The sequence below is a fragment of the Pantanalinema sp. genome, assembly GCA_036704125.1.
GTDB lineage: Bacteria > Cyanobacteriota > Sericytochromatia > S15B-MN24 > UBA4093 > JAGIBK01.
On record DATNQI010000063.1, the window covers coordinates 1 to 12,648 of the forward strand.

10 protein-coding genes are annotated in these 12,648 nt (G+C 69.9%); 4 read left to right on the top strand and 6 right to left on the bottom strand.

Going from position 1 to position 12,648, the window contains the following annotated elements; genetic code table 11:
- Window positions 1-765, top strand: a 765-nt coding sequence (locus V6D00_10095; protein ID HEY9899521.1) for a methyl-accepting chemotaxis protein, incomplete at its 5' end; no start/stop codon positions are given.
- Between the two features lie 8 nt (window positions 766-773).
- Here the strand turns inward: V6D00_10095 and V6D00_10100 are convergent.
- The 3 genes from V6D00_10100 to V6D00_10110 all read right to left on the bottom strand — a co-directional run bounded on the left by V6D00_10100 (window position 774) and on the right by V6D00_10110 (window position 3,611).
- Window positions 774-2,039, bottom strand: coding sequence for a HAMP domain-containing sensor histidine kinase (locus V6D00_10100; protein ID HEY9899522.1), 1,266 nt, complete (start codon window positions 2,037-2,039; stop codon window positions 774-776).
- Window positions 2,036-2,707: a response regulator transcription factor gene (locus tag V6D00_10105; GenBank protein ID HEY9899523.1), complete on the bottom strand. Its 672-nt coding sequence runs from the start codon at window positions 2,705-2,707 to the stop codon at window positions 2,036-2,038. The genes V6D00_10100 and V6D00_10105 overlap by 4 nt, the downstream gene beginning before the upstream one ends.
- Before the next feature lie 70 nt (window positions 2,708-2,777).
- Window positions 2,778-3,611, bottom strand: a complete 834-nt coding sequence (locus V6D00_10110) for a Spy/CpxP family protein refolding chaperone (GenBank protein HEY9899524.1) — start codon at window positions 3,609-3,611, stop codon at window positions 2,778-2,780.
- A 196-nt stretch (window positions 3,612-3,807) separates the two neighbouring features.
- Between V6D00_10110 and V6D00_10115 the strand changes: the two genes are divergently transcribed.
- Genes V6D00_10115 through V6D00_10125 form a run of 3 tightly spaced genes read left to right on the top strand, consistent with a single transcriptional unit; the run spans window position 3,808 to window position 9,298 of the window.
- Window positions 3,808-5,025, top strand: coding sequence for a TolC family protein (locus tag V6D00_10115; protein HEY9899525.1), 1,218 nt, complete (start codon window positions 3,808-3,810; stop codon window positions 5,023-5,025).
- Between the two features lie 12 nt (window positions 5,026-5,037).
- The gene (locus V6D00_10120; GenBank protein ID HEY9899526.1) at window positions 5,038-6,198 is read left to right on the top strand and encodes an efflux RND transporter periplasmic adaptor subunit; all 1,161 of its coding nucleotides are present in this window, start codon (window positions 5,038-5,040) and stop codon (window positions 6,196-6,198) included.
- A 1-nt stretch (window position 6,199) separates the two neighbouring features.
- The gene (locus V6D00_10125; protein HEY9899527.1) at window positions 6,200-9,298 is read left to right on the top strand and encodes an efflux RND transporter permease subunit; all 3,099 of its coding nucleotides are present in this window, start codon (window positions 6,200-6,202) and stop codon (window positions 9,296-9,298) included.
- Window positions 9,299-9,482: 184 nt separating this feature from the next.
- Here V6D00_10125 and V6D00_10130 read toward each other — a convergent pair whose 3' ends face one another.
- From V6D00_10130 to V6D00_10140, 3 genes are all read right to left on the bottom strand, one after another.
- Window positions 9,483-9,782 carry a zinc-ribbon domain containing protein gene (locus tag V6D00_10130; protein ID HEY9899528.1) on the bottom strand — a complete coding sequence of 100 codons (300 nt, stop codon included), beginning with the start codon at window positions 9,780-9,782 and terminating at the stop codon, window positions 9,483-9,485.
- A 188-nt stretch (window positions 9,783-9,970) separates the two neighbouring features.
- On the bottom strand, window positions 9,971-11,005 hold the full coding sequence (locus V6D00_10135) for an NAD(P)H-dependent glycerol-3-phosphate dehydrogenase (GenBank protein ID HEY9899529.1): 1,035 nt from the start codon (window positions 11,003-11,005) through the stop codon (window positions 9,971-9,973).
- Complete coding sequence (locus V6D00_10140; protein HEY9899530.1) at window positions 11,002-12,615, bottom strand: 1-acyl-sn-glycerol-3-phosphate acyltransferase; 1,614 nt, start codon at window positions 12,613-12,615, stop codon at window positions 11,002-11,004. Before V6D00_10140 ends, V6D00_10135 begins: the two co-directional genes overlap by 4 nt.
- Between the last annotated feature and the right edge of the window lie 33 nt (window positions 12,616-12,648).

Below are 12,648 nucleotides of genomic sequence, written 5' to 3' on the forward strand. Positions count from 1 at the left end.
GGGGCGATCATCGAGGTGATCGACGACATCGCCGAGCAGACCAACCTCCTGGCCCTCAACGCGGCCATCGAGGCGGCACGCGCGGGCGAGCACGGCCGGGGCTTCGCGGTGGTCGCCGACGAGGTGCGCAAGCTCGCCGAGCGCTCGGCCCGCGCCACCGGCGAGATCGCCACGCTCATCAAGGGCATCCAGCGCGAGACGCAGCAGGCCGTCGCCTCCACCCGGCAGGGCGAGGCCGCGATCCAGGAGGGCACGGGCCTCGCCCAGGGCGCCGGCGCCTCGCTCGCCGAGATCGTCGCTGCGGTCCTGGAGGCCTCGTCCTTGATGGGCCAGATCGCCCACGCCACCGAGGAGCAGACCCTCGCCTCGGCCCAGATCACCCGGGCGATCGAGAACATGCGCCTGTTGACCCGCCAGGTCTTTGAGGCGACCAAGGAGCAAGCCCTCGGCAGCGAGCACATCATCGTGGCCGTCGGGACCATGACCCGCATGACCCGCGAGGTGTCCGTGGCGACCGGCGCGCAGAAGGTCGGGGGCGATCAGGTGCAGCTAGCCATCGCGGAGATCGACCAAAGCATCCACGAGTCCCTCGCGGCCACCCACGGGATCTCGGGGGCGGTCCACGACCTGCAGCGCCAGGCCGAGGCGTTGCTCGGGGCGATCGCGTTCTTCAGGGACGAGCAGGCGGGGGTGGGGCCCCGCTTCGAGGGGCGCGTGGCGATCGCGCCCGGCGCGCTACCTCGCTTGAGCGCGCCGGGGGCCTAGGGCCCGGCTCAAGGCCTCCCGCCCTGATCCGGCGGGTGGCCTTGGCGCCGGGGCAGGCGAAGCCGGAAGGTCGTCGCGCGCTCGGTGGATTCCAGCAGCGAGAGCTCGCCGCCGTGGGCGCGGGCGATCGCCCGGGCGATCGAAAGCCCCAGCCCCGAGCCGTCCGGGTTCGCGGCGCGGCCCGCCTCGAGCCGATGGAACCGCTCGAAGACCAGCTTTCGCTGCTCGCTCGAGATGGCGCTTCCGGTGTTGGTCACGTCGAGGCAGACCGCGCCGTGCTCGAGCCGGAGGTTAGCCTTCACCGAGCCACCGGGCGGGGTGTAGCGGATGGCGTTGTCGAGCAGGTTGCGCGTGACCTGGCCGATGCGCGCCGGGTCGCCGTGGATCCATGCGCCGTCCGGCTGCGGGGCGAGCGAAAGGCTCACGTGCCGCGCCTGGGCGAGCGGCATGAAGGCCTCCACCTCCTCCTCGACCAGCTCCAGGAGCGAGAAGCGCAGCGAGGAGCCTCCCCCCCCGGCGTCGATCCGGCCCAGCGCGAGCAGATCGGCGAGCAGGGCGTTCATCTTGCGCGCGGTCGCGACGATAAGCTCCAGCTTGTCCCGGGCGGCCGCGCCCAGCTCGGGCAGGGTCAGCCCGAGCTGGGCGTGCGCCAGGATCACGGCGAGGGGCGTTCGCAGCTCGTGCGAGGCGTCCCGGGTGAACTGCCGCTCGCGCTCCAGGGCTTCCTCGAGCGGCTTGGCGGCGATGCCGATCAGCCACCTCCCCCCCAGCCATGCGATCGAGAGCCCCAGGGGCACCATGAGCGCCAGGGCGATCCCGAGGGCCCTCAGGGCGTGGTCGGTCTCGGTGAGGGACTGGCCGATCCGCAGGTAGCCGTGGAGCACCCCGTGGTGCTCGAGGGGGACGACCAGCATCCGCATGGCGGGGCGATCGGCGCGGGCCGGGTAGGTCGATATCCCCGGCCTCAGGGGGGGCTCGGGGGTAAGGGGGGTGCCTCGGATGAGGCGGGCGTGCCCCCTCGGATCCAGCAGGGCCAGGTGCTCCTCGTGCTCCAGCCCGATCTCGTCGAGCTCGTGGCGCTGCTCCTCCAGGTCGCCGCCGGCGCGCGCGAGCTTGCCTGCGACGTCGGCGATCGCATGCCGGTTGACGTCGTCGAAGCCGCGCAGCAGCACCGCGCGGGTCGCCCCGTAAACCCCCAGCCCGTACCCCACCAGGATCAGGGCGAGCACGCTCAGGTAATAGGCGCTCAGGCGGCGCCTGAGGGCGCGGATCATGGGGGGGCGAGGCGGTAGCCGATGCCGTGGACCGTCTGGATGAGGCGCGGCTCCGACTGGTCGCCGATGGCCCGGCGCAGGCCCTTGACGTGGGCCCGGATCACCTCGGGGTTCGGCTCGGCGTCGAGCTCCCACAGGTGGGAGACGATCCGGTCGTGGGTGAGGGTGCGCCCCGCGCTGCGCATCAGGGCCTCGAGCAGGGCGCGCTCCTTGCGCCCCAGCTTGATGCTCTGCCCCGCGCGCCAGACCTCGCCCGTGGCGGGGTCCAGCGAGAGGTCGCCCACGACGAGCACGGCCTCCTTCTGGGTCGAGTTGCGCCTCAAGAGCGCCCGGACCCGCGCCATCAGCTCCGGCAGCTCGAAGGGCTTCACCAGGTAGTCGTCGGCCCCCGCGTCGAGCCCCTGCACCTTGTCCTGCAGGGTGTCGCGGGCGGTCAGCATCAGGATGGGGGTCTCGACTCCCTCTCGCCTGGCCTCGCGGCAGACCTCGAGGCCGGATCGCAGCGGCAGCATCACGTCGAGCACCGCCAGGTCGAAGGGGACGGCGCGCAGCAGGTCGAGCCCCTCCACGCCGTCGTGGGCCACGTCCACGGCGTGACCCTGGGCGCTGAGGGCCTCGTGCAGGGCGTTCGCGAGGGGAGGTTCGTCTTCGATCACCAGGATGCGCATGCCCCCAGCATATCAGAAGAGACGGCCTGGGAGCGGCGCGCCGCTCCCAGGCCGTGCCGCACGAGGGCGGTTACTCCTCGGTCATGAGGGCCATGTGGGCCTTCTTGATCTCCGCGAGCCGGTCGACGAGGATCTTGCGCTGGTCCTGGCTCAGGCTGCCGAGCCACTGGATCGAGGTGTCCACGTCGTCGTGGCCGATGCTGCGCTTGAGGCTGTCGGCCAGCGCGAGCTGGTTGCCGTCCACGATGAACTGGATGAAGGCCTTGCGCTTGGCCTCGCGCTTGACGTCGTGCTGGGCTTCCATGCGGGCCTGCAAGGCCGTGAGCGTCTCCTGCTGGCTGGTGCTCAGGTTGAGGGCGTTGATCGTGTTGGTGCGGAAGGTGGAGAGGGCCTGGGCCGCCATGGCGCCGGTCTGCTCGCCGCTCACCAGCGACACCAGCTTGTCACGCTGCTCGTCGGTCAGCACGTCGCGCATCTCGCCGGCCAGCGCCACCATGGCGTCGACCCTCGCCTTGTGGTCGGCGTCGATGGACGCGATGAAGGCCTTGAGGGCGTCGGCGTCGACGATCTGGGCGTTCAGGAGGGCCTGCATGTTCTGCCACTTGGCCTTCATCTCTTCCCGGTTGAAGAGGGCCCTGACCTTGGAGCGGATCAGCTTGAGCTCGGTCTTCTGGGCGTCGTCGAGGTTGAGCTGGCTCATGATCTGGGCGTGGGTGCTCTGGCCCGACAAAACCTGGGCGTTGCTGCTGGCGGCCGCGTCGAGGACGAAGAAGCTGGGCGTCGTTGCCACCTGGCTCGTGGCCGGGGGCGCCTGGATCGGGCCGGGGGTGACGCGGCCGCAGCCGCTCAGGTGGATCGAGACGGCCATGGCCGCCATCACCATCGTCGTGGTCACTCGTTTCATGGGTTCGCACTCCTTCATGCTCCGGCGGCACGCTGGTGCCGCCACGAGCCAAAAATAGACCGACGGCGTTTTTTTTGAAATTCGATCCCGGGCAGAGTTTGGCAGGGGGATTCATCGATCGTTGGGTTCCCGTTTTTTTCACGAACCTTTGCTATCATTCGAGGTAACGACCGTCCTCTACGACACGGAGCACCCAGTGATCCAGCTTCGCACCTTGCTCGCTTCCTTATGCGCGCTCGCCCTTCTCCCCGCTCCCGCCTGGAGCCAAGCCACCGCCTCGCTCGCGGATGTGGCGAGCGAGGCGGTGGCCCACAGCCCGGCCCTCAAGGCCATGGATCAGGCCATCATCGCCGCCAAGGCTCGGGCCACGGCCGCAGGAGCCCCCGCCAACCCCAGCCTGATCGGCCAGCTCCAGCTCTCGCCCCAGGCGGCCAACAACATGCTCACCCTGGGCCTGCGCCAGCCCCTCGACTTTCGCGGGCTCGCCGCCCAGCGCAAGGAGCAGGTCGCCGAGGACGTCGAGATCCTGGCGCTTTCGCGCGATCGCCTCTCCAAGCAGGTGGCGCTGCAGGCCAAGGAGGCCTATTACCGCCTCTGGGGCGCTCGCGAGGCCCTCAAGGTCCACGATCGGGACCTCACCTGGCAGCAAGAGGAGCTCTCGCGCGTGAACGCGCAGATCGCCGCGGGGGCGCTCGCCCCCCACGAGCGGGTGGACGCCGAGTTCGAGCTGATGAAGCTCGAGCGCGAGCGCCGCAGCGCCGCGCAGCAGGTCCTCGGCCTGGAGGCCCATCTCGCCTTCCTGCTCGGCCGCGCCCCCGGATCCCCGGTCGCTCCGCTTTCGCTCGACCAGAAGGAGATCGCCCCCCTGGCGCCCCTCGAGACGTGGCTCGCCGAGGCCCGCGCGCAGCGCCTCGAGCCCAAGGAGATCGCGGTCGCTAGGCGCCGCGAGCAGCGCGGCGTGCGTCTCGCCGACTCCATGCGCTTCGGCAACGGCGAGGTGCAGGCCCAGCTGGGCACGGCCGCCAACACCGAGCCGCTCGTGTACGGCGCCTTCGACCTGCCGCTGCCCGTGCGCTACGACCAGGCTGGCGAGCGCGCCGGCGCCGAGGCCGAGGCCTCGCGTCTCGAGGCCGAGCGCCTGGTCAAGGATCAAGAGATCGCCCAGGAGGTCCTCGCCGCCTACTACGCCTCGCTCGAAGCCCAGGCGCGCCTCAAGGACATCGACGCGCGCGGTCTGCCCTTCGCCGAGCATCAGCTCGAGAAGGCCACGGCGCGGCGCAAGGCCGGCATCGGCTCGCTCACCGAGCTGGCCGCGGCCCGGCACGGCCTCTCGGACGTCGCCTCCGAGCGCCTTCAAGCCCTGCTTTCATACCAACTGTCTTACCTGCGGCTCGAGAGCGCCGCTGGACGTTAAGGAGACCCCGCCATGAAGCCCCTCTTCCTGGGCCTCGTCACCCTTCTGCTCCTGGTCGGCTGCAGCAAGCAAGCCGATCCCCGCGCCCCGCAAGCCGCCGAGGCGACGGCCTCCGAGGAGGTGACCCTCCCCGAAGCCTCCCGGCGCCTCGTCACCCTCGAGACCGCGAGGGTCTCGCGGCGCTCGCTCGTGGCGAACCAGGCCGCCATCGGCCAGATCGTGCCGCGCCCCGAAGGCCAGAGCATGGTGCTCCCGACCCTCAAGGGCCACCTGGTGAGGCTCCACGCGAAGGTGGGCGATCGCGTCGCCGCGGGCGCAGCGCTCGCGACCCTCAAGAGCACGGAGCTGGGCGAGGCCCAGGCCGTCTACCTCAGGGCCCGCAGCGAGGCCGAACTCTGCGGCCGCGAGGTCGAGCGGGTCAAGAAGCTGATCGCCGCCGAGGTGGCTGCGACCAAGGACCTGGAAGCCGCCCGCCAGCGCCTCGACGCCGCGCGCGTCACCCGGGCCGAGGCCCGCGAGCGCCTTCGCCTGATGGGGCTTGCCGACGCGGAGGTCGCGGCCCTCGAGGGGCGCGGCCGCATCGATCCCTTGGTGGTGCTCAGGGCCCCGCTCGCGGGCACGGTGGTGGAGCGCACGGCGACCGTCGGTCAGTACGTGACCCCCGAGGCCCAGGCGCCCCTCTTCGCCCTGATCGACCTCTCCACCGTCCGGGTCCGGGCGGATCTCGCCGAGAAGGACTTCCTCTCGGTCCGTCCGGGCCAGGTCGCGACGGTCTCGCTGGCCGCCGTGCCGGGCAAGGCTTACCGGGGCAAGGTCGTTCGCCTCTCGCCGACCCTGGACGCCGAGAGCCGCACGGGCGAGGCGCTCGTCGATCTGCCCAACCCCGACGGCGGCCTGCGCCCCGGCATGTCGGTCAAGGTCTCCATCGCCTTCCCGCGTCCCGGGGTGCTCAGCGTGCCGCTCACGGCCGTGCAGCGCGAGGACGCGCGGGCCTACGCCTACACCCCCCTGGGCGGCGATCGCTACAAGGAGGTCGCGCTCAAGCTGGGCGATCGCTACGGCGACTACGTGGAGGTGCTCGAGGGGCTGAGCGAGGGCATGACGGTCATCTCCCGCGGCAGCTTCGACCTTCGCGCGCAGGCCCGCAAGGACCTGTTCGGAGGCGAGGAGTAGCATGATCGACCGTCTCATTCGCTTCTCGCTGCGCCAGCGCCTCCTGACCCTGATCATCTGCTTGATGCTGGTCGGGGTGGGCCTCTTCTCCTTCCAGCGTCTGCCCATCGACGCCTTCCCGGACGTCACCAACGTCCAGGTCCAGATCCTGACCGAGGCCGAGGGGCTCGCGCCCGCCGAGGTCGAGCGCCTGGTCACCTACCCCATCGAGATCGAGATGAACGGCCTGCCCAAGGTGGCCCAGGTCCGCTCGGCCTCCAAGTTCGGCCTCTCGGTCATCACCGTCGTCTTCCACGACGGGGTGGACATCTACTTCGCGCGCCAGCTCATCGGCGAGCGCCTCAGCAACGTCCAGAGCCAGATGCCCGAGGGGGTCCGGCCCGCCATGGGCCCGGTGGCCACCGGGATGGGCGAGGTCTTCCAGTACTCGGTCGAGGGCCCGCTCTCGTTGGCCGAGCGCCGCTCGATCCAGGACTGGATCGTCAGGCCTTTCCTGCGCGCGGTGCCGGGCGTGACCGAGGTCAACAGCCTGGGCGGCCTGCTCAAGCAGCACCAGGTCGAGGTCAAGCCGGATCGCCTCGCGGCCTACGGCCTGGCCCTTCACGACGTGGTCGACGCGGTCGCGCGCAACAACGCCAACGCCGCGGGCAACTACCTCGAGCACGGCGACGAGCAGTACCTGATCCGGGGCCTCGGCCTGGTGCAGCGCCCCGAGGAGCTCGAGAGCACCGTGGTGGCCACCCGCCAGGGACACCCCGTCTACCTGCGCGACGTGGCCCGGATCGTCGAGGGCGCGGCCCCGCGCCAGGGCGCCGCCACGCGCGACGGGCAGGAGACCGTGGTCGGCATCGTCATGAAGCTCAAGGGCGAGAACTCGCGCGAGGTGATCGGCCGGGTCAAGGAGCGTTTGGCCGAGGCCAACAAGATCCTTCCTCCTGGAGTGAAGCTCGAGCCCTTCTACGACCAGCTCGAGCTGGTGGAGAAGGCGGTCCTCACCGTCGAGAAGTCGCTGCTCGAGGGCGGCGTGCTGGTCGTGGCGGTGCTGCTCTTCTTCCTGTGGAACCTGCGATCCAGCATGATCGTGGCCGTGACCATTCCGCTGGCGATGCTCTTCGCCTTCGCGATGATGAAGCTCTTCAACCTGCCGGGCAACCTCATGAGCCTGGGGGGCCTCGCCATCGGCCTGGGCATGATGGTCGACGCCGCCATCGTCATGGTGGAGAACATCTTCCGCCACCTCAGCGAGGAGCACGGCGAGCACCCGCTGGTCGAGACCATCTACCGGTCGGCCGCCGAGGTTGGCCGACCGGTGGTCTTCGCCATCGCCATCATCATCGTGGTGTTCCTGCCCCTCTTCACCCTCCAGGGGATGGAGGGCAAGATGTTCAGCCCCATGGCCTTCACCATCTCCTTTGCCATGCTGGGCTCGCTCTTCCTCGCCCTGACCCTGGTGCCGGTCCTCGCCTCGTACTGGCTCAAGGGCCCCCTGAGCGAGAAGGAGAACCCCCTGTTGACCCACGTGCGCCGGGGCTACGCCCGCGCGCTCGACTGGTCGCTCACTCACGGCTCCTGGCTCCTGGGCGGCTCGGTCGCCGCTCTGTTGGCGTCGTTCGCCCTGGTCCCGAGCCTCGGCTCCGAGTTCCTGCCCAAGATGGACGAGGGCTCGACCGTCATCACGGCCTCGCGCCTGCCGAGCATCTCCCTGACCAAGGCGAACGCACAGTCCATGGCCGTCGAGAAGATCCTCAAGGCCTTCCCCGAGGTGGAGGCGGTCGTCAGCCGCACCGGCCGCGCCGAGGTCGCCTCGGACCCCATGGACGTCAGCCAGTCCGATATCTTCGTCAAGCTCAAGCCCCGCGAGGAGTGGGTGACGGCCAAGGACAAGGAGGCCCTCGTCGAGAAGATGCAGGAGGCCGTCAGCCACGTCCCCGGCATCGGCCTCTCGTTCGGCGAGCCCATCGCCGTGCGCGTCGACGAGATGGTCTCGGGGGTCAAGAGCCAGGTGGCCGTCAAGGTCTTCGGCGACGACATGGCGGTGCTGGCCGACCAGGCCGCCAAGATCCAGGCGGTCCTCCAGAAGGTCCCCGGCGCCATCAACGTCAAGACCGAGCAGACCGCGGGCCTGGCCCAGGTCCAGATCCGCTACGACCGCGAGGCGCTCGCGCGCCACGGCCTTGCGATCGACGATCTGGGCGAGGTGGTCTCGGCGGCCATCGGCGGCAAGGTCGCCACCGAGATCCAGGAGGGCCAGCGCCGGATCGGGGTCGCGGTGCGCCTGAGCGAGGGCGATCGCAACGACCCGGACAAGCTGGGCACCATCCTGGTGCCCACCCCCACCGGCGCCCGGGTGCCGCTGGGTAACCTGGCCCGGATCACCGTCGAGAGCGGTCCGGCGATGATCAGCCGCGAGAACGGCCAGCGCCGCATCGTCATCGAGGCGAACGTGCGGGGCCGGGACATCGGCTCGTTCGTGGCCGAGGCCAAGGAGGCGCTCAAGCGCGAGGTTCCGACCCCCAGCGGCTACTGGATCACGTGGGGCGGGCAGTTCGAGAGCCAGCAGCGCGCCATGGCGACCCTCTCGATCGTCGTGCCCATCGTCATCGGGCTGATCTTCGCGCTTCTGTTCGGGACCTTCGGCTCGGTGACCCAGTCGGCGCTCATCCTCCTGAACATCCCCTTCGCCCTGATCGGCGGGATCGTCGCCCTCTTCCTGTCGGGGCAGCACCTGAGCGTGAGCGCCTCGGTGGGCTTCATCGCCCTGTTCGGGGTGGCGGTGCAGAACGGGGTCATCCTGGTGAGCACCTTCAACAAGCTGCGGCACGAGGGGCTGGGGCTGGAGAGCGCCGTGCGCGAGGCGGCCGCGGTGCGCCTGCGGCCGGTCCTGATGACGGCGATGGTCGCGAGCCTCGGCCTGGTGCCGTTGGCGCTGTCGCACGGCATCGGATCCGAGATCCAGCGGCCGCTCGCGTGGGTGGTCATCGGGGGCCTCTTCACCTCGACGGCCCTCACCCTCTTCCTCTTGCCGGTGCTGTACCGCTGGCTGATGCTCTGGCGCGCCGGGCACCCCGTGCCCGAGCCCGAGCGGGTCCCGGTGGCCTAGCCCCCCAGGAAGTCGCGCAGAGCGCCGAGGACGACGAGGTCCTCGGCGCTCTTCGGCATGCGGATCCTGGCAAGCTGGGCATTACGACCCGATCCGGCGACTGACTCCCGCCCCTTGGTGGGGCGGGGAACAAAGCACGAGGCCCCTTCCACCGGAGTGGAAGGGGCCTCGCAGCGCGGAATGCTTACTTGCGGAAGCAGTCGCGGCAGTAGACGGGCTTGGCACCGTTGGGCTTGAAGGGCACCTTGGTGGCGACGCCGCAGGCGCTGCAGGTCACGTCGAACAGCTCGCGCTGGGGACGGGCCGAGCCGAAGCCGCCGGTGCCACCCTCGCGGGAGGCCTTGGCAGCCATGCGGCAGGGCTTGCAGCGACGGGGAGGGTTGCTGAAACCCTTCTCGGCGTAGAACTCTTGCTCGGAGACGGTGAAGGGGAACTGGGCTCCGCAATCGACGCAGGTGATCGTTTGCTCGGTAAACATGGCCATTGACTTAATACTCCCTAACGGAACGGACTTGCGGTTTCACGCGCCCCTTCAATCACCAGGGCCCCCGCGGTCACCGCGAAGGCCCCCAACTCGAAAAGATGCGATAGACGGCTGGTGAATCCTGTACAGCCTATACACAAAGCATGATAACACCTGTTGAACGACATGGCAAGGTGTCGAGCGTAAGATCACAGGATCGAGATCTCGCGATCGGGGGCGTCGGTCTCGAAGGGGTTGCGGCCCACCTCGAGCAGGCCCGACAGGGCCTGCTGGGGGGTCGCCCCCTCGAACAGGACCCGGGCGACCCCCTGGGTGATCGGCAGGTACAGCCCCTTGGCGCGGGCGTAGTCCGCGACCGTCCGGGTGGTCCGGACCCCCTCGGCAACCTGCTTGAGGTCGTGGGTGATGGCCTCGAGGGTCTCGCCCTTCGAGAGGCGGTACCCCACCTGGTAGTTGCGCGAGAGGGGGCTGAAGCAGGTGGCCATCAGGTCGCCGATCCCCGAGAGGCCCGAGAAGGTCGAGACCGAGGCGCCCATGTGGACGCCGAGGCGGGTCATCTCCGTCAGGCCGCGCGTCAGCAAGAGGGCCTTGGTGTTGTCCCCGAAGCCGAGGCCGTGGGCGAGGCCCGCCGCGATCGCGAAGATGTTCTTGAGGGTTCCTCCCAGCTCGGTGCCGACCACGTCGTCGTTGCCGTAGACGCGGAAGGTCTTGCTCTTGAGCAGCGACACGCCGGCCTCGACGACCTCCTGGTAGGCGGAGGCGACGACGGTGGCGCTCGGCTGGCCCTGGGCGACCTCCTTGGCGAGGTTGGGCCCCGAGAGCACGCCGATCTTGCGACAGCAGGTCTCCTCGCGAAGAACCTGGCTCATGCGCTTGAAGGTGCCGGGCTCGAGCCCCTTGATCCCATGGATCAGGATCCTGGAGCCGTCCAGGTGGTCGCCGAGCTCGCGGGCGATCGTCCTTAGCGAGTGGCTGGGGGTCACGATGACGAGGGTGGCCGCGTCGCGGGCGGCCTCCTCGAGGGAGCTGACGGCGAGCACGCGCGGGCTGAGCGCGAGATCCCCCAGGTAGCGCTCGTTGCGGTGCTTGAGGTTGAGCTCGGCCACCTGCTCGGGGTCGCGCATCCAGAGCTTGACCGGATGGCCGTTCTCGCCGATGAGGTGGGCGATGGTCGTGCCCCACGAGCCGCCCCCGATGACCGAAACGCCGTGCGGGGTCGTCATGGGCGGGCCTCCTGGGGAAAGAGCGCCTCTTCCAGGCCGTAGCCCGTCAGGCGGTTGTGGTAGTACAAGAGCAGCTTGAGGTCGACCAGGCGCACCTCGTCGCCCGCGCGCTCGGCGAGCGGCCGGGTGTGGTAGACGCCGAAGATCCGCAGGGCCTGGTCCACCAGGGCCTCGGTGCCGTCGTCCCGGACGTGGTCGCCGAGCACCACCTCGCCCGCCTCGCCCAGGCGGACCAGGCGATCGCGCAGGCGATCGATCCGCTCGCAGACCTCGGCGAGCGGATAGGCCGTGTCGTCGGGCAGCCGCAGCAGCTGGAACAGGTCCAGCTGGGGGTGGCGCTCCTTGGCGAGACCGAAGAGGGCGAAGGCCACCAGGTGGGTGGAGAGCACCACCGCGTTCTTGCGGTAGCTGCTGGCGATGGCGCCGCCCAGCTCGCGGGTGTACTCGGCGTCGCGCTGGGCGCGGTGCCGCGCCTCGCCGTCCACCTCGACGTACTTGCGGATGTCGATGGCGCGCCCGCGCAGGTCGCGGCTGACCCCGTCGCGGTCGACCGCGTTCCCGAACGGATCCAGCGGCTCGCCGAAGCGGATCACCATGCTGGTGTCCAGCTTGAGCATCTGGTGGACGAAGCTCGCGATCCGGCGGGCCTGGGCCGACTCGTCGTTCTCGATGATGTAGCGCGACTTGCCCACCCGCTGCAGCTGGTCGTCGATGAGGGTCTCGGCCTCGAGCACCAGGTGGTAGTTGAGGGTGGCCGGCACCACGAACACCTCGGGGTTGGGTTTGCCCGCGCGCAGGTTGTTGATGTAGGCCGCAAGCCCCGTGCCCACCAGGCCGAGCTTGAGCCTGGACTCGAGGGCGTTGGATCGCGATCGCCCCCCGCCCGGGAAGAACAGCGAGTGGTAGCCACGCTCCAAGAGGACCGTGGAGTAGGTCTTGAGGACATCCTTGTAGAGGCCGTAGGTGAGCCTGCGGTCGACCTTGTAGGCCCCCAGGTTGTGCATGAAGAAGGACAGGAGCGCGTTGGTGAAGAGGTTCTTGCCGGCGCCGTAGGTGAAGGGCGGAAGGCCCAGGTGGTACAGGGCGTAGCCGATGACCAGCGAGTCGAGGTTGCTCGAGTGGGTGGGCACCAGGATGACCGTGCCGCGCTCTGCCAGCGCGCGCAGCGTGTCGGTGTGGCCCTCGACGTGGATCCGGTCGGCGAGCGAGGGGGAGAGCGCCGGCAGCCGGCTCTGCTTCTTGAAGAGCCAGGTGAGGCCGTAGGGGACGGCCCGGGTGGCGAAGTTGTACACCTTCGGGTCGAAGTTGCCGACGATGCCGCGGGCCGAATCCGCGAGCAGGCGCCGGTAAAGGGCCTGCTTCTCGGCCAGGGGGCGGTGGCCCAGCGTGCGGTAGACGTCGCGCCAGCGATCGAGCGCGGGCGACTTGCGCGCGCCCTCGAGCCGGGCGATCTCCTGGACGGCGGCGTCGTTGATCGCAAGCTCCAGGGCGCTCTGGGAGGCGGCCTTGCGCTCGTACTCGCGCGCGATCACGTCCGAGACGATGGCCTCGCGCTCCGCGTTGAAGCCGAAGATCTTGCCCGAGAGCGCGGGATAGGCGGGGGTCAGCATGGCCGCTCCTGTCGGGATGCCACCGGGGCGATA

What these genes read in the sequence shown, in the direction of transcription:
- V6D00_10100 (HEY9899522.1), bottom strand. Translation starts at nt 2,039, where the DNA reads ATGATCCGCGCCCTCAGGCGCCGCCTGAGCGCCTATTACCTGAGCGTG.
- V6D00_10105 (HEY9899523.1), bottom strand. Translation starts at nt 2,707, where the DNA reads ATGCGCATCCTGGTGATCGAAGACGAACCTCCCCTCGCGAACGCCCTG.
- V6D00_10110 (HEY9899524.1), bottom strand. Translation starts at nt 3,611, where the DNA reads ATGAAACGAGTGACCACGACGATGGTGATGGCGGCCATGGCCGTCTCG.
- V6D00_10120 (HEY9899526.1), top strand. Translation starts at nt 5,038, where the DNA reads ATGAAGCCCCTCTTCCTGGGCCTCGTCACCCTTCTGCTCCTGGTCGGC.
- V6D00_10125 (HEY9899527.1), top strand. Translation starts at nt 6,200, where the DNA reads ATGATCGACCGTCTCATTCGCTTCTCGCTGCGCCAGCGCCTCCTGACC.
- V6D00_10130 (HEY9899528.1), bottom strand. Translation starts at nt 9,782, where the DNA reads ATGGCCATGTTTACCGAGCAAACGATCACCTGCGTCGATTGCGGAGCC.
- V6D00_10135 (HEY9899529.1), bottom strand. Translation starts at nt 11,005, where the DNA reads ATGACGACCCCGCACGGCGTTTCGGTCATCGGGGGCGGCTCGTGGGGC.
- V6D00_10140 (HEY9899530.1), bottom strand. Translation starts at nt 12,615, where the DNA reads ATGCTGACCCCCGCCTATCCCGCGCTCTCGGGCAAGATCTTCGGCTTC.